The sequence below is a fragment of the Lysobacter sp. TAF61 genome, from assembly GCF_052113485.1.
Lineage (GTDB): Bacteria > Pseudomonadota > Gammaproteobacteria > Xanthomonadales > Xanthomonadaceae > Lysobacter_J.
Genome location: NZ_JBFRDH010000001.1, coordinates 733,310 through 751,498, shown reverse-complemented (window position 1 = coordinate 751,498; position 18,189 = coordinate 733,310). Strand labels below are relative to the sequence as shown.

Sequence of the window (18,189 nt, the reverse complement as noted above, 5' to 3'; positions counted from 1 at the left end):
CCCCGGGCAGGTGCAGCGCGGTCCGGGCAGGGCTGGTCGTCCCCCGGATTGGCCCCGGCCCCTTGCGTTTGCAGGCCTCCAACCACGCTAAACTGTCCGGCTTACGACTGACGCGTACCGGACATGCTGCAGAAACTTCGCGACAAGACTTCGGGCTGGATCGCCACCGTGATCCTCGGCCTGCTGATCGTTCCCTTCGCCTTCGTCGGCATCGAGCAGTACCTGGGCCAGCGCACCGACAACTCGGTGGCGAAGATCGACGCGCCGCCGACCTGGTGGCCGTCGGCGCCGTCGTTCTGGCCGGTGTCGGTGTTCTGGCAGCACGATTCCATCGGCATCGACGAGTTCCGCAGGGCGTTCGAACAGGAACGCCAGCGCCAGCGCGCACAGCAGGGCGAGGCATTCGATGCACGCGCCTTCGAAAGCGTCGACAACAAGCGCGCGATCCTCGACGGCCTGATCGATGCACGCGTGCAGCAGCTCTCCGCGCAACGCGACGGCATGGTCGTGAGTGATGCGATGGTGCGCAAGGCGATCCAGGAAGTTCCGGCGTTCCAGGTCGATGGCAAGTTCGACTACACGCGCTACAAGCTGGCGCTGGCCTCGCAGGTTCCGGCACAGAACGAGCGGCAGTTCGAGCAGGTGGTGCGCGAGAGCCTGCAGCAGTCGATGGTGGTTGCGGGTGTGGCCGGCAGCAATTTCGTCACCGCTGCGGAAATGGACAGGCTGCTGGGCCTGCTCGGTGAGCGACGCGACGCCAGCGTGCTTCCGCTGCCGCCGGCCGTTGCCGACACCGGCGCGGTCAGCGCGGCGGAAATCCAGAAGTGGTACGACGGCCATGCCACGACCTACCGCGCCCCGGAAGCGGTGACCATCGAGTTCGTCGAGGTCAACAGTGCAACGCTGCCCGCGCCGGCTCCGGCCGACGAGGCCACGCTGCGCCAGCGCTACGAGCAGGAAAAGAACCGTTACACCGAAGCCGAGCAGCGCCTGGCCTCGCACATCCTCGTGCGCGTGCCCGAGGGTGCGGACGCGGCGGCGCAGAAGGCGGCGGAGCAGAAGGCCACGCAGCTGGCCGCGCAGGCCAAGGCGCCGGGCGCGGACTTCGCCGCGCTGGCGCGCGCCAACAGCGACGACACCGGTTCGCAGGCGGTCGGTGGCGATCTGGGTTGGGTCAGCAAGGGCATGATGGTTGGTCCGTTCGAGTCGGCGCTGTTTGCAATGAAGGCCGGCGAGATCAGTGGTCCGGTCAAGACCGAGTTCGGTTGGCACGTGATCCAGCTTCGCGACCTCAAGGCCGGTGCCCAGGAGAGTTTCGAGCAGGTGCGCGAGACGCTTGCGCGCGAGCAGGCCGAAGCCGATCGTGAGCGTGCTGCCAGTGAGTTCAGCAGCCGCCTGGTCGACCTGACGTTGAAGAATCCTTCTTCGCTGGCGCCGGCCGCGCGCGAGATGAACATTCCGCTGCAGAAGCTGGGCCCGTTCTCGCGTTCGAACGCGCAGGGCGTTGCCGCCAATCCGGCGGTGCTGCGTGCGGCGTTCTCCGACAATCTGATTCAGGACGGCACCATCAGCGATCCGATCGAGCTGGAGCCGGGCCACAGCGTGCTGATCCGTGTCACGTCGCACACGCCTGAGCGTGCGTTGACGCTGGCGCAGGTGCGCGATCAGGTGATCGCGGCGGTGCGCGCCGATCGTGCGTCGAAGGCGGCCCGCAAGGATGCCGATGCGTTGTTGGCGCGCGTGAAGGCAGGCGAGTCGCTGGAGGCAATCGCGGCGTCGCGTCTGTTGCCGCCGCCGCAGGTGTTGCCGAATGTGCCGCGCGGCGCTCCGGTGCCGGAGGCCAGCGTGGCCGAGGCGATCTTCGCTGTCGCGGCACCGGCCGCCGGCAAGGTCTCGGTTGGCCAGTCGCAGTTGGCCGATGGGCGGGTCGTGCTGTTCACGGTCAGCAAGGTCACGCCGGGCGACGTGGCTTCGATGCCGCCGGCGCAGCGCGAGATGGTGCAGCAGCAGGTCGCCGGCTTCGGCGGCAACGACGATGTGCGCGCGCTGGTGTCGTCGATGCGCAAACGCGTCACGGTGACGGTGGTCGAGCGCAATCTCTGACGGTTGCTGGTCGCTCCTGCAACGAAAAAAGCCCGGCATTGCCGGGCTTTTTTTGGTGAGGCGCTGCGAGAGGCGTGCTGCGTGAGGCGTGAGGCGTGGGGCGTGGGGCGTGGGGCTTCCGAAGGGCGCCGTCCGCCGGGCCGGGGATTGCTCCGCCCCTTAGTCGGACATCCATGTCCGATGCGGGGCGCGGGACATCCATGTCCCGCTGCGGATCAATCCCCGACCCGTCGAACGACGCTCTGCCAATTCATTGCCCGGCCTTCGTCCAAAAGCCGTCATTCCCGCCTTCGCGGGAATGACGAGTACCCGTTCTTTTGAAGCCACCTGATCCTTTCGCGGGCGTCCGGGCCTGAGCTCACCGAGCGGACGCGCGAATGAGCAGGGCACGGACCCCGCCCTTGATCGCTGCAGCCCAAGTCCGACCCTCGCAGCTGCGTCACGCGGGCAGTACAAGAGCGCCAACACGCGAAGTCAATGAAGCGGCCGCAGCTTCGGGAAGGAGGGGGTGGGGTGTATTTCGTGGACGATTAACGAAGCGAAGCGGAGGTCCACGGAATACACCCCACCTCCTCCCCACCAGACAGAGAGCACAAAAAAAGCCCGGCAATGCCGGGCCTTTTCCAGCAGAACCACAAACGCCGATCAGTCGCTGTGAATTCCGGTCATGCCCAGGATGTTGTAACCGGCATCGACGTAGGTGACCTCGCCGGTGACGCCGCTTGCCAGGTCCGAGCACAGGAACGCGGCGACGTTGCCGACGTCTTCGATCGTGACAGTGCGGCGCAGCGGCGCGTTCTCTTCGACGTGGCCGAGGATCTTGCGGAAGCCGGCGATGCCTGCGGCGGCGAGCGTCTTGATCGGGCCGGCGGAGATCGCGTTGACGCGAGTGCCTTCCGGACCGAGGTTGACGGCGAGATAGCGCACCGACGACTCCAGACTCGCCTTGGCCACGCCCATCAGGTTGTAGCCGGCCAGCGCACGCTCGGCGCCGAGGTAGCTCAGGGTCAGGATCGAACCGTTGCGGCCCTTCATCATCGGCCGCGCGGCCTTGGCCAGCGCCGACAGCGAGTATGACGAGACGTCGTGGGCGATGGCGAAGTTCTCGCGGGTCAGGCCGTCTAGGAACTGGCCGGCGATGGCCTCGCGCGGCGCGAAAGCGATCGCGTGGACGAGCACGTCGAAACCGTCGGCCCAGTGCTGGCCGAGCTGCTCGAAGCAGGCGGCGATCTGCGCGTCATCGCTGACGTCGAGCGGCAGCACGATGTTGCTGCCGTACTCGGCGGCGGCCGACTCCACGCGCGACTTGAGCTTCTCGTTCTGGTAGGTGAACGCGAGCTGCGCGCCTTCGCGGTGCATGGCTTCGGCGATGCCGCTGGCGATCGAGCGCTCGCTGGCGATGCCGGTGATCAGTGCACGCTTGCCTTGCATGAAACCCATGAGCCTTTCCTTTCTGATGATGGTGACCGCTGCGTGATCGTAGCGCGGTCGAGCAAAGACTCTAGTGTAGCCGCCAGCGGCGGCCGGTTGCGGGCGTTGCCGCGCGCTTTGACGATGCGGCGGCGTAGGGTGGCGCCGCCCTCGATGCCGCATTCAGCGCCGCCGTCAGGGCGATCCGGCCTCGCCCGGGACGTGGTCGGCCTGGCTGTCGAGCCGGTCGATCACCAGCAACTGGCCGGGTTTGAGCACGGCATTGCCAGCAAGTCCGTTGCGTTGCATCAGGTCGGCGACGCGGACGTCGTAGCGGCGGGCGATGGTTGATGCGTTCTCGCCGCGGCGGACGGTGTGCCTGCGCGATGTTTCGGTCACCGCCGGCTGGTCCGGCGCCGGCGAAGCGGGAGGAGACGCCTGCGCCGGCATTGCCGCCACGGCATCCCCTCCGCTTGCCGTGCCGCTTCCCGTGTACGCCACCGCCAGCAGGCGCGCCGGCCGAGTGCCGATGGTGTCGGCAAATACCGGGTTGAGTCGCTTGAGCTGATCGGCATCCTGGCCGGTGCGCGCGGCCCACTGGTCGATCCGCTTGATCTCCGGCGGCAGCGTCACCGCCTGCAGGCGCGGTACCGGGCGGTCGAGCGAATGCAGCCATTCCTCGCGGTCGTCGGCCTGCTCCATCAGGCACGACAGCGCGTGCAGTTTGCGCACGTAGGCCTGGGTGATGTCGGACAGGCCGGGGAGCTGCTCGGGGTTGGCGTTGCGCGCGACCTGGCCGCCGCGCTTGAGTGCGCCGAGCACGCGGTACTCGCCGGCGTTGTAAGCCATCACCGTCAGTCGCCAGTCGCCGGCGAACATGCCGTGCAGGGTCTTGAGGTAGCGCACCGCGGCGGTGGTCGAGTCGATCGGCGAGAGGCGGCCGTCATAGCCGCTGCGCATCGGTACTTTGTGGTTGCGGGCGGTGATCGCGATCATCTGCCACAGCCCGGCCGGGCCTGCGGGGCTGCGCGCGCCGGGGCGGTAGCCGCTTTCGACGAACGGGATCAGGGCGAATTCGGTGGGCAGGTGGGCCTGGCGCAGTGCGTCGACCACGTAGCCGAACAGCGGCAGCAGGTCGTCGTCGGCGGCCAGGCGCTTGGGCGCGGTTGCGAAGTGCTGGCGCCAGCGCTTGGACACGCCACCGGCCTCGCATTCGGGCTCGGCCAGCCCGCTGCGGAAGTTTTCGTAGATTTCGCGGCCGTTGCGGGTCGCCGCAGCGGTCGCCTCCGCAGCGGCCTGTGGCTGGGGTTGGGATTGCTGGGCCATGGCCGGCAGCGCGAGGGCCGGCAGCGCCAGGGCAAGGCCCAGGCAGAGGCCGGCGGCCAGCCGGCGCCAGGAGCGGGCGCAGGTCACGCGACGAATCCGTCCTTCCAGCGCCGCAGTGCGGCAAATGCGTCAACGCTGTCGGCCGGGGCCTGGCCGAACTGTGCCTGCAGGGCCGCGCGCACTGCGGCGCTGTCTACCCGCAGGAAAGGATTGGTGTCCAGCTCGTTGGCAATCGTGCTGGGAAGGGTGGGTTGACCGGTCTGGCGCATCGTCCTGGCTTCCTCGGTGCGACGCCTCAGCGCCGGGTTTCCGGGTTCTACCACGCCGGCGAAGGTGGCGTTTGAGAGCGTGTACTCATGTCCGCAACACACCCGGGTCCGGCCGGGCAGGGCCGCCAGCCGGGTCAGGGACGCATGCATCTGCCCGGGCGTGCCCTCGAACAGGCGCCCGCAGCCGAGGCTGAACAGGGTGTCGCCGCAGAACAGCAGGTCGTGGCCGACGTAAGCGACATGGCTGAGCGTGTGGCCGGGCAGGGCCATGACGTCGAATCGCCAGCCCGCCAGCTCGACGCGGTCGCCGTCGCCGACCCGGCGCGTGGCGGTGGTGATGCGGTCATCGACCGGGGCGATCACCGGCAGCCCGGGCCAGCGCTCGAGCAGCCCGGGGACTCCGCCGATGTGGTCGTTGTGGTGGTGGGTCAGCAGGATCCCGACCGGCTGCAGCCCGGCATCGGCCGCAGCCAGTACCGGCCCGGCCTGACTGGGGTCGACGATCAGGGCATTGGCGCCGTCATCGTCGGCGCAGGTCCAGATGTAGTTGTCGCTCAAGGCAGGCAGGGCCTGGAGGCGCATGCGCATGGGTCCCTGGATGATGGCGCGACGGTTGGCGCGCGGTGATGGCTGGACGGATGCCGTTGCGGCCGGTTGCCCGGCCTGGCGCTTGCCGGGCCTGGAGCTTGCCCGGTGGGTGTGGGCGTGCCGCACAATCGAGGGAACCCAGCCGCGCCACCGAAAACCGGCCCCGACCATGCCTCCGCATTCCCACCCCCGTCAACCCGACCCGGCCCACGAGCCGCTGGCCTGGTTCAGCAGCCAGGCCGGGCAGGGCCTGCTGGCGGTGCAGGAGGCCGCGATGGCGCGGGTGCTGGCGTCACGGCCCCCGGCCGCCCCCTGGGCATGGCTGGGCGTGGCCGGATCCGCCGCGCCGGAGGTTGCCGGAGGCCGCGGACTGGCGCTGCGCCGCAACGGCGCCGGTTTCGACGGCGGGGTGCGGTGCCGCCTGCCGCTGCCGTTCGCCAGCGAGGCTTTCGGCGCGATCCTGATCCAGCATGCCCTCGACGACGGGTTCGCGATCGACCTCGTTCTCGACGACTGCGCGCGCATGCTGATGCCGGGCGGCACGCTGTGGCTGGCGGCATTGAATCCGTGGAGTCCGTATCGCGCGCGCTGGGCGCGCAACGGCCTGCACGCGCGTGATCCGGGTGGTTGGCAGTCGGCACTGCGGCGAACCGGCTTCGCGGTGGAATCGGTCAGCCTGCAGTGGCTGGGTCCGCACTGGCGTGTCGCCCATGGCGAAGTCGGCGTCGGCGCGGCCGACCGCTTGCGCGCCGGGATCGCCCTGACCGTCAACAAGCGCGTGCACGCATTGATTCCGCCGACGCCGCTGCGCAATCTGCGCTGGAGCCAGGTCTAGGTCGCGATGCCGACTGCAACTTGAGCGCGATGGCGGCGATAATGCCGCGATGAGTACAGACGCAAAGATGGACGCAAGCAGCGTCGACACGCGCAAGCAGGTCGATATCCACACCGACGGCGCCTGCCTGGGCAACCCCGGCCCTGGCGGCTGGGCCGCGTTGTTGCGCTTTCGCGGGCGCGAACGCGAAGTCGCCGGCGGCGAAGCCGATACCACCAACAATCGCATGGAGCTGATGGCGGCGATCATGGCGCTGGAAACGCTCAGCGAGCCGTGCGAGGTGGTCCTGCACACCGACTCGCAATACGTGCGCCAGGGCATCACCGAATGGATCGGCAACTGGGTCCGCCGCGGCTGGAAGACGGCCGGCGGCGACCCGGTCAAGAACCGCGACCTGTGGGAGCGCCTGCATGCCGCAGCGCAGCGCCATTCGATCCAGTGGAAATGGGTGAAGGGCCATTCCGGCGACCCCGACAACGAGCGCGTGGACGTGCTCGCGCGCCTGCAGGCGCAGCGCCTGCGCGGCGGTTCGGCGGTGGCGCGTTGATGGTTGCTTTCCTGAACGCCTGGCCCGTGCTCAAGTGCTCCAGCCAGCTGCCAATGCTGGCGGCGAACGTGTGAGAATGGCGCCGATGCGGCAGATCATCCTTGATACCGAAACCACCGGCCTGAGCTGGGAACGCGGCAACCGCGTGGTCGAAATCGGCTGCGTGGAGTACATCGAGCGACGCCCCAGTGGCCGCACCTTCCACGTCTACCTCAAGCCCGACTGCGACTTCGAGCAGGGTGCGCAGGAAGTCACCGGCCTGACCCTGGAGTTCCTCGCCGACAAGCCGGTGTTCGCCGACGTCGCCGAAGAGTTCCTCGCCTTCATCGAAGGCGCCGAGCTGATCATCCACAACGCCGCGTTCGACGTCGGCTTCCTCGACAACGAGCTGCGCCTGCTCGGTCAGCAGCACGTCGGCCTGCGTGATCGCTGCAACGTCGAAGACACCCTGCTGATGGCTCGGCAGCGGTTCCCCGGCCAGCGCAACTCGCTCGATGCGCTGTGCAAGCGGCTGGGCGTGGACAACTCGCATCGCCAGCTGCACGGCGCATTGCTCGACGCCCAGATCCTCGCCGAGGTCTACCTCGCCCTGACCTCCGGGCAGGAGGAGATCGGTTTCGCCAGCGACGCGGCTGCCGCGCAGGCGGCGGTGGTCAGTTACCGCACCGACCCGGCGGCGGCGCGTCCGCGCGTGCAGGTTGCCGCGGACGAGCTGGCCGCCCACGACGCGCGACTGGAAAAGCTGCGAAAGAAGGCGGGCAAGTGCGTCTGGGACCAGTTCATCGTGGTCGCCGAAGCAGAATCCGCAGCGGTGCTCGAGCCGGCCTGAGCCGGGCCCCCGGCGCGAGGCCGGGAGCTTTGAGCTTTCAGTGGTGGCGGACGAGGATGACGGTGACGTTGTCGGAGCCGCCGCCGTCCAGTGCGGCGGCGACCAGCGAGTCCACGCATTCCTGCGCGCTGCAGTCGTCCTGCGCCAGCACCCGGGCGATGCCGCGATCGTCGACCTCCTCGGTCAGGCCATCGCTGCACAGCAACAGCTGCATGCCCGGCTTGAGCTCGCCGGTCATGGTCTCGACGTTGAGGTTGCGCGGGTCGGTTACGCCCAGCGCCTGCGTCACCACATTGCGATGCGGATGGCTGCGCGCCTGTTCATGGGTGATCGCGCCATTGGCAATCAGTTCCTGGACATAGCTGTGGTCCTGCGACAGTTGCGCCAGATGGCCTTCGCGCCACAGGTAGACGCGGCTGTCGCCGACCCAGGCCACTTCGAAGCGGCTACCGGCAATGCGCGCGGCGACCACGGTCGTGCCCATGGGCAGTGCGTCGTTGCGGCGCTTGGAGGTGCGGATGATCTCTTCGTCGGCGATGCGGATGGCCTGCGCCAGCGGCGTGCCGTCGCGGATCTCGCGGACGATGGTCTCGCGTGCCAGTGCGCTGGCGACCTCGCCGTACTCGTGCCCGCCCATTCCATCGGCGACCAGCCACAGTCCCAGCTCGCCGTCACCGTAGTAGGTGTCTTCGTTGAGCTCGCGGCGAAGGCCGACGTGGGTGAGGTGTCCGAATTCGATCATGCGTCGATGATGCCGGTCGCTGTCATGGTGCTTTATGCCGGGTACTTGCTGGCCAGTAACGGAATCATCGTGGCCGAGCGGCCGCGAGGCAAGGAGAAGCAGGGCCCCGCAACGCAAAACGCCCCACGAGGGGGCGTTTGCGTGAATCTGGCGGAGAGGGGGGGATTCGAACCCCCGGTACGCTATAAACGTACGCCTGATTTCGAGTCAGGTACATTCAACCACTCTGCCACCTCTCCGGGTGGTGCAGCGAGCCGGGAATTCTACGGGGCTTGCGCGTCTGCGGCAAGCGTCCTGATCGATTGGCGCGTCGACCGGCGCGCGGACCGGCGCGGCCAGCGCCGACCCGCCCGGCTACACTAGCGCTCCCTTGAACGAACGGCGTCGTCATGTCCGAAATCCTGGTCCCGGTGTCCTTTGGCGAACTGCTCGACAAGATCTCCATCCTGCAGATCAAGTCCGAGCGCATGAGCGACCCCGCCAAGCTGGCCAACGTCCGCAACGAACTGTCCGCGCTTGAACAGACCTGGATGGCCCATCCGGCCGCCGGCAAGGACATCGCCCGCCTGCGTGCAGAGCTCAAGGCCGTCAACGAGCGCCTGTGGGTGATCGAGGACGACATCCGCATCAAGGAGAAGGCGCAGGCTTTCGACGAGGAGTTCGTGCGCCTGGCGCGCGCCGTGTATTTCGAGAACGACGAGCGCGCCCGCATCAAGAAGGACATCAACCTGGCGCTGGGCTCGTCCTACGTCGAGGAAAAGTCGTACCAGGACTACCGGACCGGCGCGACTCCGTGACCGCTACTGCCTGACCGTCCGCCGCGGGAGCCCGATGGGTCCCGCGGAACGCTCACGTGGCCAGCGCGTACGCGGCCACCGCGAACGACAGCAGCGCCACGGTCGCCGCCACCACCGACACGAGCTGCACGCGCACCAGGCGCTGTTCCTGCGCGGCCTGCTGCTGGCGCAATTCGGCGATGGTGCGCTCCAGCTCCATCGAGGCCTGCTTCAGCGCCGTCAATGTCATTTCCATTTCGGCCGCCAGGGTCTTGATCGCCTGGTGGTTCTGGTCGACCGCATCCTGCAGCTCGCGAATCTGCTGCGGAATCTGGGTCGGCTCCTTGCTGCGGGTGAACATCGGCCGGGCGGCGCGGATCAGTTCCGGCAGCAGCGGCGCGACCACGGTGAACCAGGCTGCCATCACGTCGTCTCCGGGTTTGTGTGGGGCGCGCGCGGCGGCAGGTGGTCGGCGCAGTAGCGTTCGAACGCGGCGATGGCGTCTTCGACCGTGACCAGGTCCATGACGCCGTCGTGCTCGATCTTGGTTCCCCAGCGCAGTTCCGCCGCGGGCTTGCCCAGGTACTTGCGCGCGGCATCGTCGTAGCGGTCGGTGCAATAGCGGCGATCGCTGTACGGTCCGCTGCGGGCCGGGTTGCTGGCTGCGTGCAACCCCAGCACCTTGGTGCCCATGGCGTTGGCGATGTGCATCGGGCCGGAGTCCGGCGTCACCAGCAGCTGGCCGCGTTCGAGCAGCGCTGGCAATTGCTTGAGCGTGTCCCTGCCGACCAGGTCGAGTGCGCGATGCTGCATGGCGGCGATGATGGCGTCGGCCGTGCGGCGTTCCAGTTCGCTGCGACCGCCGCACAGCACCACCCGCCAGCCGCGCGCGCTGGCGTGATCGGCCAGGGCGGCGTGCCGTTCCGGGCGCCAGTTGCGCAGGGCATGGCTGGAGCACGGCGAGACCAGCATGGTCGGCGTGCCGTCGTCGGGCCATTGCTCGCGCGCCCAGTGCCGCGCCTCGTCGGGCACCGGCAGATTCCAGTACACCCGGTCCTGGTGCAGGCCGAGCGGCTCGCAGAAGCTGCCGATCGCATCGAGCACGTGGATGCCGGGGCGATCGGCAATGCGTTCGTTGACGAACAGTCCGTGCAGGTCCCTCGAGCGCGAGCGGTCGTAGCCGATTCGCCTGCGCGCCGGGATGAAGGCCGAGAGCAGGTTGGCGCGTGCGGCGACCTGCAACTGCAGCAGCGCATCGAAACGGCGCTGCGCACCCAGGCGCTGGCGCAGTTCGCGACGAAGTGCGCGCATGCCGGCCAGGCCGGTCTTCTTGTCGTACTCGATGAAGTCCACGCCGGGCAGGCCGGCCAGCAGGCGGTGTTCGCCCTTGCCGATCACCCAGGTCAACCGGACCTGCGGCCAGGCCGTCTGCAGCGTGTGCACCAGCGCCACGACATGGGTGACATCACCCAGTGCCGACAGCCGCAGCAGGCAAATCGATGCCGGCGCCGGTGGCGGGTTCGTGGCCTTCATGCGTCGCGCGTCCTGGCTGGTGGGGCAGGCCGCGACCGGGCCGGGCGTCCGGCAGCCGACCCGGGCAACGTGCATGTGGCGCGTGAAGGCAGATTGCTGGGCACGTGAATTGCTAGACTCCGGGGAATGACGGGGTTCGATGCTACCGAAGAGTTGACACCGTTCCGCGACGACAGCGGTTACGGAGCCATTCTGTTCGACCGTAACCGGGTGCGGCAAGCGAGCCCGGAGTGGTTCGTTCCGTCGTTCTGGGAACAGCGCGCACGCCCGGTCGAGAGCGGCGGGCGCGGTGGCGCCTGGTTCGTCGACGCGCCTTTCGGCCCGGCGCTGCTGCGCCGCTACCTGCGCGGTGGCATGGCCGCGCGCGTCAGCCGCGACCGCTACTGGTGGAACGGCGCCGGCAGTACGCGCAGCTTCGCCGAGTTCCGCCTGACCCGGACCATGGCCGAGAAGGGCGTGCCGGTGCCGCGCCCGATCGCCGCCTGTTACCGCCGCGACGGCATGTTCTACCGCGCTGCGATCCTCCTCGAGCGACTCGACGACGTGCGCACTTTGGCCGACCGCGCCGCAGTGGCAGGCGATGGTGCCCCCTGGGAAGAGGCCGGTCGCCTGATCGCTCGCGCCCACCGGGCCGGGCTCGATCATGCCGACCTCAATGCCCACAACCTGTTGTTCACCACCACCGGTAGAGGCTGGATCATCGACCTCGACCGTGGCCGCATGCGCATCCCTGCCACCGCCTGGCGCGAGCGCAACCTCGCGCGCCTCAAACGTTCGCTGCTGAAACTGCGCGGCAACCGCAGCGTCGAGGAGGTCGAGCGCGATTTCAGTCGCCTGCGCGAGGCCTACGACCGCGCCTGGGATCGAGGCTACTGAGCATGGCCTGGCAATTGCGCCTGCACGGAGTCGGCAACGCCTCGGCGGTCGAGCTTGGTTCGGCCATGGCCACGATCGAGCGCAATGGCGCGCCGTGGCTGACCATCGACTGCGGCGGCGAAGGGCTGACCGCCTACCTGGCGCAGTACGGCCACGCGCCGCAGGCGCTGTACATCACCCATACCCATCTCGACCACGTCGCCGGTTTCGAGCGACTGTTCGTGTCCAGCTACTTCGATCCGCAGCGGCGCGGCCGGGTCCGCCTGTACGTGCCGGCGACGGTGGTGCCCCTGCTGCACCAGCGCGTGGGCGACTACCCCAACGCGCTGGCCGAGGGCGGCGTGAACTTCTGGGACGCCTTCCAGGTGATCCCGGTCGGCGGCTCGTTCTGGCATGACGGCGTGCGCCTGGAAGTGTTCCCGACGCGGCACCACTGGCCCGAGACCGCCTATGGCCTGCGCCTGCACGGCAGCGTGGTGTGGACCGGCGACACCCGCCCGATCCCGGAGATGCTGGCGCGCTACGCCGACGCCGGCGAACTGATCGCCCACGACTGCGCGCTGCACGGCAACCCCTCGCACAGCGGCATCGAAGACCTCGAACGCGAATACCCGCAGGCGCTGCTCGATCGCTGCCTGCTGTACCACTACGGCAACCGCGAGGAAGGCGAGATCCTCGCCGCCCGCGGCTACCGTGTCGCCCATCCGGGCCAGGTGGTGGCCCTGGGTGAGCCGACGGCCCAGCAGGTCGACGTGCAGCCGGTGCTGCCATGAGCGCGGTTCCTGCCACCTCGCCGCTGCCGCTCGACCTGCGTGGCCGGCCCTTGCACGACCTGCGCCTGTCGGTGATCGAGGCCTGCAACTTCCGCTGCCCGTACTGCATGCCGGCCGACCGCGTGCCCGACGACTACGGCTTCGACTCAGCCTCGCGCCTGTCGTTCGACGAAATCGAGACGCTGGTGCGCGGTTTCGTTTCCCTGGGTGTCAGCAAGCTGCGCCTGACCGGCGGCGAGCCGCTGCTGCGCAAGCGGTTGCCGCAGCTGGTCGAGCGCCTCGCCGCGATCGCCGGCCTCGACGACATCGCCCTCACCACCAATGGTTCGCTGCTGGCCGGCCAGGCACGCGCGCTGCGCGATGCCGGGCTGGGCCGGATCACGGTCAGCCTCGATGCACTCGATCCGGAGCGGTTCGCCCAGATGAGCGGCGGCCGCGGCAACATCGCCGACGTGCTTGCCGGCATCGAGGCGGCGCAGGCGGCCGGTTTTGCCTCGATCAAGCTCAATTGCGTCGTCGAGCGCGGCATCAACGACGACCAGGTGCTGCCCCTGCTCGAACACTTCCGCGGCAGCGGCCATGTGCTGCGTTTCATCGAGTACATGGATGTGGGCACCTGCAACGGCTGGGTCCGCGATCGCGTCGTGCCTTCGGCGCAGCTGCGCGACCTGATCGCCGCGCGCTGGCCGCTGCGCGCGCTGGAGGCGAACTACCGTGGCGAAGTCGCTTCGCGCTACGCCTTTGCCGACGGCCTCGGCGAGGTGGGTTTCGTCAGTTCCGTCAGCGAGCCGTTCTGCGGCGATTGCCATCGCGCCCGCGTGTCGGCCGACGGCAGGCTCTACACCTGCCTGTTCGCGTCTGACGGACACGATCTGCGCCAGGCGCTCGGCCACGGCGAAGCGGCGTTGCGCGAGCGCGTGGCCAATCTGTGGACGCAGCGTGGCGATCGTTACAGCGAGCTGCGTGGCGCCGTCGGTGCATCGCGCCGGCATGTCGAGATGTATCTCATCGGCGGTTGAATGAAAGCCAAGAAGCAACCCGCGCGCAAGCAACTCACGCACATCGATCCTGACGGTCGCCCGGCGATGGTCGATGTCTCGGCGAAGGCGGTCACGGCGCGCGAGGCGCGGGCCGAATGCACGGTGCGCTTCCCGCCCGCGGTGGCGGCGCAGTTGCGCGCTTCCGGCCTGAAGAGCGCCAAGGGCGGCATCGTCGACACGGCGATCATCGCCGGCACGATGGCGGTCAAGCGCACGCACGAGCTGATCCCGTTCTGCCATCCGCTGCCGATCGACGGCTGCCGGATCAGCATCGACTGGGGCGGCGCGACCACGCTGCGGATCGAATGCGCCGTGCGCACGACCCACCGCACTGGCGTCGAAATGGAAGCGCTGACCGGCGCGACCGTGGCGGCATTGACGGTCTACGACATGTGCAAGGCGCTGTCGCACGCGATCGTGCTGGGCCCGGCGCGGGTGTTGGGAAAGCGCGGCGGCCGCAACGACTTCGGAGCGACCTGATGACGCAGGCCACCGTGCTGTATTTTGCCAGCCTGCGCGACGCCGCCGGCGTCGCCAGCGAACCGGTCGAGGCCGATGGCGACCTGCGCGCGCTGTACGACGCGTTGCGCGCGCGCCACGGTTTCGCCCTGCCGCACGAACGCCTGCGCGTGGCGGTCGACGGTGAATTCGCGCGCTGGGAACAACAGGTCCGCGCCGGCAGCGAAATCGCGTTCATCCCGCCGGTCAGCGGCGGCTGACCACTGCAACTGCGACACAGACATGAGCAAGCACTTCAGTCTTTCCGAAACCCCGTTCGACACCGCCAGCCTGCGCGCGCAACTGCTCGACGACCGCGTCGGCGGCTACGCCAGCTTCGAGGGCTGGGTGCGCGACCACAACGATGGCCGCGCCGTGCATGGCCTGCGCTACGAGGCCTATGCCGCCCTGGCCGAGGCCGAAGGCGAGCGCGTGCTGGCCGAGGCACTGGCCAGGTTCGACATCCTCGATGCCGTGTGCGTGCATCGGGTCGGCGACCTGGCGATCGGCGAACTGGCGGTGTGGGTGGGTGTCAGCGCGGCGCATCGCGATGCCGCCTTTGCCGCCTGTCGCTTCGTCATCGACGAGGTGAAGTCGCGCGTGCCGATCTGGAAGCACGAACGCTACGCCGACGGCGACGCCGGCTGGCTGCATCCGCAGACCTCGTGACCGCGGCCGTTTGACGGCATGGCGGCGTGCCGGGGCAGGGCCGGCGCCAGAAAAGGCGATGGCCCCGCCGGCTGACCTCGGCACCCGCATCAGTCAATACCGTTGCTGCCTTCCGGCCCTGGCGGAGTTTTCGACCTAGCGTCGCGAGGGGCCGACGGGGCCACCATAGAGACTTTCAACAACACACTTTCATCAAAAGCCCCGCATTGGCCGCGGGGCTTTTCCACACTTCGAAGCTGGCGGAGAGAGGGGGATTCGAACCCCCGAAGCGCGGTTTAGACGCTTACACACTTTCCAGGCGTGCTCCTTCAACCACTCGGACACCTCTCCGCACCTGGTACTTCGTTCCCCCTGAACGTGGCATCCAGCCGTAACAAGCCGTTTACTGGGGGTCGCAGATTCTAGCCGCCACCGGCTCCAGGGACAAGCGCGACGAGCGGGTGCCGCGCCAGTCGCGGTGGCCGCGACTGGGCATGGCAGAATGTGGGCATGTCCTACCTCGTCCTCGCCCGCAAGTGGCGTCCGAAGCGCTTCGCCGAACTGGTGGGGCAGGAGCACGTGGTCCGTGCGCTGACCAATGCACTCGATACCGGTCGCGTCCACCACGCCTTCCTGTTCACCGGCACCCGCGGTGTCGGCAAGACCACCATCGCGCGAATCTTCGCCAAATCGCTGAACTGCGAGCGCGGGACCTCGGCCGAGCCCTGCGGTGAATGCGGCTCTTGCCGCGACATCGATTCCGGGCGCTTCATCGACCTGCTCGAGATCGACGCCGCCAGCAACACCGGTGTCGACGACGTCCGCGAGGTGATCGACAACGCCCAGTACATGCCCAGCCGTGGCCGGGTGAAGGTCTACCTGATCGACGAAGTGCACATGCTGTCCAAGTCGGCCTTCAATGCGTTGCTCAAGACGCTGGAAGAGCCGCCCGGGCACGTGAAGTTCCTCCTCGCCACCACCGACCCGCAGAAATTGCCGGTAACGGTGCTGTCGCGCTGCCTGCAGTTCAACCTCAAGCGCCTGGACGAGCAGCAGATCAGCGGGCAGATGACCCGGATCCTGCAGGCCGAGGGCATCGATGCCGATTCCGGCGCGATCCGCCAGCTCGCCAAGGCCGCCGACGGCAGCCTGCGCGACGGCCTGTCGCTGCTCGACCAGGCCATTGCCTACACCGGCGCCAGCGCCGGCGGCAGCGCGCTGGGCGATGCCGGCGTGGCGACCATGCTCGGCACCGTCGACCGCACCCGCGTTGGCGCGCTGCTTTCGGCCCTGGCCGAAGGCGACGGCGAACGGTTGCTGGCCGAGGTGGCCGTGCTGGCAGAATTCTCGCCGGACTGGGGCAGCGTGCTGGAGGCCTTCAGCGACGCCCTGCACCGGATCCAGGTGCGCCAGCTGGTGCCCGAGGCGCAGGTCGAGGCCGACGGTGTCGACGTCGACGCCCTGGCTGGACAGTTGCGGCCTGAAGTGGTGCAGCTGTGGTACCAGATGGCACTCAACGGTCGTCGCGACCTGGCGCTGGCGCCGAGCCCGCGTGCCGGTTTCGAGATGAGCGTGTTGCGGATGCTGGCGTTCCGTCCGGGCGACGGCGATGGCGCCCGCGCGCCGTCGGCGGAACCTGCGCAGGCCTCGCGTGGCGCGAGCCCTCGCAGTGCCGCCACTGCCGCGCCGGTTGAACCGGTCGGCACGACCCGTCCCGGCGCTCCGTCCGCCCCGGTGGCGCGCGAGCGGACGCCGCCGCCGAGTCCGTTTGCAGCGCCAGCGCCGCCGCCGGTTGTCGAACCGATGCCCACGCGCACGGCCGCCGCGCCCGCGCCGGTCGAGCCGCCGCCCGCAAGGGAGCCGGCGCCCGCGCCGCGTCCGATGCCGGCCGCGGTCGAGCATGCCGCGGTCGAGCAGGCCGCGGTCGAGCAGGCCGCAGCGCCGACCGACATCACCTTCATCCACGGCGCCGGCATTGCCGATGCCGATGCCTGGCACGCGATGGTCGCCGCAACCAGCCTGCGCGGCCCGGCCCGCCTGCTGGCCGAACACGCCGGCTTCGTTGCCTACGCCGAAGGCGTGCTGAGCCTGTCGCTGGCACCCACCGACGACCATCTGCGCAGCAATGCGCTGGTCGATCTCATGGCCGAAGCACTGGCACCGGCGCTGGGCGCCGCGCCGCAGGTCCGTTTCGTCGAGGCGCGCACGGCCGAGTCATTGCACCAGCGCAACGAGCGCAGTCGCGACGAGCGCCAGGCGGCGGCCGAAGCGAACTTCATGAGCGACCCGGACGTGCAGCGCCTGATTTCGCAGCACGGCGCCAAGGTGGTGCCGGACTCGATCCGGCCCTACGACGAAAAATGATCCCCCCCGCCACCGCCCACCGGGCGTGGCCGTCGCCCCTGACGCAGGGGCTCCATTGCCAATAGATGAGTGACAGACATGCGTGGAAACATTGCCCAACTGATGCAGCAGGCGCAGAAGATGCAGGAAAACGTGCAGCGCGCCCAGGAAGAGCTGGCCAAGCTCGAAGTCACCGGCAACGCCGGCGGCGGCATGGTCAGCATCACCATCACCGGCCGCATGGAGTGCCGCAAGGTCCGCATCGACCCGAGCGTGCTCAGCGACCAGGAAATGGTCGAGGACCTGATTGCCGCTGCCTTCAATGATGCGGTCAACAAGGTCAATGCCGAATCGCAGTCGAAGATGTCGGCCGCGACCGCCGGCATGCCGATTCCGCCCGGCATGAAGATGCCGTTCTGACTTCGCTGCTCGAACAACTCATCGACGCCTTTCGCGTCCTGCCTGGCGTAGGCCAGAAATCGGCGCAGCGCATGGCCTACCACGTGCTCGAACGCGAGCGCGCCGGTGGCCAGCGCCTGGCCGATGCGCTGTCGGCCGCGGTCGAGCACATCGGCCATTGCGCGCGCTGCCGTGACTTCACCGAGGGCGAGGTCTGTGCGACCTGCGCCAGCGCCGCGCGCGATGCCCACCAGTTATGCGCGGTCGAATCGCCGGCCGATCGCCTGGCGATCGAACAGGCCACCGGCTACCGCGGCCTGTACTTCGTGCTGCAGGGACGGTTGTCGCCGCTCGATGGCATCGGCCCGCGCGAACTCGGCCTCGATGCGCTTGCCGCGCGGCTGGCCGAGGGCGAGGTGCAGGAACTGATCATCGCCACCAACCCCACGGTCGAGGGCGAGGCGACCGCGCATTACCTCGCGCAACTGGCGCGCCAGCACAAGGTGCGGCCGAGCCGGCTCGCGCACGGCGTGCCGCTGGGCGGCGAGCTGGAATACGTGGACCGCGGCACGCTGTCGCATGCCTTCGGCAGCCGCAGCGAGATGCCGGACTGAGCTGCCGGGACGGCGGGTGATCTGGCGGATGATCTGGCGG

20 protein-coding genes, 2 tRNA genes and 1 other RNA gene are annotated in these 18,189 nt (G+C 68.8%); 14 read left to right on the top strand and 9 right to left on the bottom strand.

Annotation, left to right across the window (positions count from 1 at the left end; genetic code table 11):
- Window positions 1-123 precede the first annotated feature (123 nt).
- Complete coding sequence (locus tag AB4Y64_RS03355; protein ID WP_441815012.1) at window positions 124-2,103, top strand: peptidyl-prolyl cis-trans isomerase; 1,980 nt, start codon at window positions 124-126, stop codon at window positions 2,101-2,103.
- 645 nt (window positions 2,104-2,748) lie between these two features.
- Here the strand turns inward: AB4Y64_RS03355 and AB4Y64_RS03350 are convergent.
- From AB4Y64_RS03350 to gloB, 3 genes are all read right to left on the bottom strand, one after another.
- Window positions 2,749-3,543 carry an enoyl-ACP reductase FabI gene (locus tag AB4Y64_RS03350; RefSeq protein WP_441815011.1) on the bottom strand — a complete coding sequence of 265 codons (795 nt, stop codon included), beginning with the start codon at window positions 3,541-3,543 and terminating at the stop codon, window positions 2,749-2,751.
- Window positions 3,544-3,708: 165 nt separating this feature from the next.
- Complete coding sequence (locus tag AB4Y64_RS03345) at window positions 3,709-4,926, bottom strand: transglycosylase SLT domain-containing protein (protein WP_441815010.1); 1,218 nt, start codon at window positions 4,924-4,926, stop codon at window positions 3,709-3,711.
- Window positions 4,923-5,690: a hydroxyacylglutathione hydrolase gene (gene gloB / locus AB4Y64_RS03340; RefSeq protein ID WP_441815228.1), complete on the bottom strand. Its 768-nt coding sequence runs from the start codon at window positions 5,688-5,690 to the stop codon at window positions 4,923-4,925. The genes AB4Y64_RS03345 and gloB overlap by 4 nt, the downstream gene beginning before the upstream one ends.
- Window positions 5,691-5,865: 175 nt before the next feature.
- Between gloB and AB4Y64_RS03335 the strand changes: the two genes are divergently transcribed.
- From AB4Y64_RS03335 to dnaQ, 3 genes are all read left to right on the top strand, one after another.
- A complete protein-coding gene (locus AB4Y64_RS03335; protein WP_441815009.1) occupies window positions 5,866-6,531 on the top strand; it encodes a hypothetical protein in 666 nt (221 codons plus the stop codon).
- 67 nt (window positions 6,532-6,598) lie between these two features.
- Window positions 6,599-7,078: a ribonuclease HI gene (gene rnhA / locus AB4Y64_RS03330; protein ID WP_441815227.1), complete on the top strand. Its 480-nt coding sequence runs from the start codon at window positions 6,599-6,601 to the stop codon at window positions 7,076-7,078.
- An 85-nt stretch (window positions 7,079-7,163) separates the two neighbouring features.
- Entirely contained in the window at window positions 7,164-7,907 is a 744-nt protein-coding gene (gene dnaQ, locus AB4Y64_RS03325; protein ID WP_441815008.1) for a DNA polymerase III subunit epsilon, read from the top strand.
- Between the two features lie 37 nt (window positions 7,908-7,944).
- Here dnaQ and AB4Y64_RS03320 read toward each other — a convergent pair whose 3' ends face one another.
- Window positions 7,945-8,649 (bottom strand): PP2C family protein-serine/threonine phosphatase, encoded by a 705-nt coding sequence (locus AB4Y64_RS03320; protein ID WP_441815007.1) that lies wholly within the window; start codon window positions 8,647-8,649, stop codon window positions 7,945-7,947.
- 148 nt (window positions 8,650-8,797) lie between these two features.
- Window positions 8,798-8,888: transfer RNA gene (locus tag AB4Y64_RS03315), tRNA-Ser, on the bottom strand.
- Between the two features lie 150 nt (window positions 8,889-9,038).
- On the opposite strand from AB4Y64_RS03315, the gene AB4Y64_RS03310 reads away from it, so the two are divergent.
- Window positions 9,039-9,446 (top strand): DUF6165 family protein, encoded by a 408-nt coding sequence (locus AB4Y64_RS03310; RefSeq protein ID WP_441815006.1) that lies wholly within the window; start codon window positions 9,039-9,041, stop codon window positions 9,444-9,446.
- Window positions 9,447-9,498: 52 nt separating this feature from the next.
- Here AB4Y64_RS03310 and AB4Y64_RS03305 read toward each other — a convergent pair whose 3' ends face one another.
- Both AB4Y64_RS03305 and AB4Y64_RS03300 read right to left on the bottom strand, forming a co-directional pair.
- Window positions 9,499-9,849 carry a hypothetical protein gene (locus tag AB4Y64_RS03305; RefSeq protein ID WP_441815005.1) on the bottom strand — a complete coding sequence of 117 codons (351 nt, stop codon included), beginning with the start codon at window positions 9,847-9,849 and terminating at the stop codon, window positions 9,499-9,501.
- On the bottom strand, window positions 9,849-10,958 hold the full coding sequence (locus tag AB4Y64_RS03300; RefSeq protein ID WP_441815004.1) for a glycosyltransferase family 9 protein: 1,110 nt from the start codon (window positions 10,956-10,958) through the stop codon (window positions 9,849-9,851). Before AB4Y64_RS03300 ends, AB4Y64_RS03305 begins: the two co-directional genes overlap by 1 nt.
- Window positions 10,959-11,084: 126 nt before the next feature.
- On the opposite strand from AB4Y64_RS03300, the gene AB4Y64_RS03295 reads away from it, so the two are divergent.
- The 6 genes from AB4Y64_RS03295 to AB4Y64_RS03270 are packed head-to-tail and all read left to right on the top strand — an operon-like array spanning window position 11,085 to window position 14,814.
- A complete protein-coding gene (locus AB4Y64_RS03295) occupies window positions 11,085-11,834 on the top strand; it encodes a 3-deoxy-D-manno-octulosonic acid kinase (protein WP_441815003.1) in 750 nt (249 codons plus the stop codon).
- A 2-nt stretch (window positions 11,835-11,836) separates the two neighbouring features.
- Entirely contained in the window at window positions 11,837-12,607 is a 771-nt protein-coding gene (locus AB4Y64_RS03290; RefSeq protein WP_441815002.1) for an MBL fold metallo-hydrolase, read from the top strand.
- A complete protein-coding gene (gene moaA, locus AB4Y64_RS03285) occupies window positions 12,604-13,626 on the top strand; it encodes a GTP 3',8-cyclase MoaA (RefSeq protein WP_441815001.1) in 1,023 nt (340 codons plus the stop codon). Before AB4Y64_RS03290 ends, moaA begins: the two co-directional genes overlap by 4 nt.
- Window positions 13,627-14,127: a cyclic pyranopterin monophosphate synthase MoaC gene (gene moaC, locus AB4Y64_RS03280; RefSeq protein WP_441815000.1), complete on the top strand. Its 501-nt coding sequence runs from the start codon at window positions 13,627-13,629 to the stop codon at window positions 14,125-14,127.
- The gene (locus AB4Y64_RS03275; RefSeq protein ID WP_441815226.1) at window positions 14,124-14,366 is read left to right on the top strand and encodes a MoaD/ThiS family protein; all 243 of its coding nucleotides are present in this window, start codon (window positions 14,124-14,126) and stop codon (window positions 14,364-14,366) included. The genes moaC and AB4Y64_RS03275 overlap by 4 nt, the downstream gene beginning before the upstream one ends.
- A 22-nt stretch (window positions 14,367-14,388) precedes the next feature.
- Complete coding sequence (locus tag AB4Y64_RS03270; protein ID WP_441814999.1) at window positions 14,389-14,814, top strand: molybdenum cofactor biosynthesis protein MoaE; 426 nt, start codon at window positions 14,389-14,391, stop codon at window positions 14,812-14,814.
- 61 nt (window positions 14,815-14,875) lie between these two features.
- On the opposite strand, the gene ffs is transcribed toward AB4Y64_RS03270, so the two are convergent.
- Both ffs and AB4Y64_RS03260 read right to left on the bottom strand, forming a co-directional pair.
- Window positions 14,876-14,972: signal recognition particle sRNA small type (gene ffs, locus AB4Y64_RS03265), an RNA gene on the bottom strand.
- Between the two features lie 79 nt (window positions 14,973-15,051).
- A tRNA-Ser gene (locus tag AB4Y64_RS03260) sits at window positions 15,052-15,144 on the bottom strand.
- Between the two features lie 159 nt (window positions 15,145-15,303).
- On the opposite strand from AB4Y64_RS03260, the gene dnaX reads away from it, so the two are divergent.
- From dnaX to recR, 3 genes are all read left to right on the top strand, one after another.
- Window positions 15,304-17,157, top strand: a complete 1,854-nt coding sequence (dnaX, locus tag AB4Y64_RS03255; RefSeq protein ID WP_441814998.1) for a DNA polymerase III subunit gamma/tau — start codon at window positions 15,304-15,306, stop codon at window positions 17,155-17,157.
- A gap of 78 nt (window positions 17,158-17,235) precedes the next feature.
- The gene (locus AB4Y64_RS03250; protein ID WP_441814997.1) at window positions 17,236-17,556 is read left to right on the top strand and encodes a YbaB/EbfC family nucleoid-associated protein; all 321 of its coding nucleotides are present in this window, start codon (window positions 17,236-17,238) and stop codon (window positions 17,554-17,556) included.
- Window positions 17,553-18,149: a recombination mediator RecR gene (gene recR, locus AB4Y64_RS03245; RefSeq protein WP_441815225.1), complete on the top strand. Its 597-nt coding sequence runs from the start codon at window positions 17,553-17,555 to the stop codon at window positions 18,147-18,149. Before AB4Y64_RS03250 ends, recR begins: the two co-directional genes overlap by 4 nt.
- Window positions 18,150-18,189 lie beyond the last annotated feature (40 nt).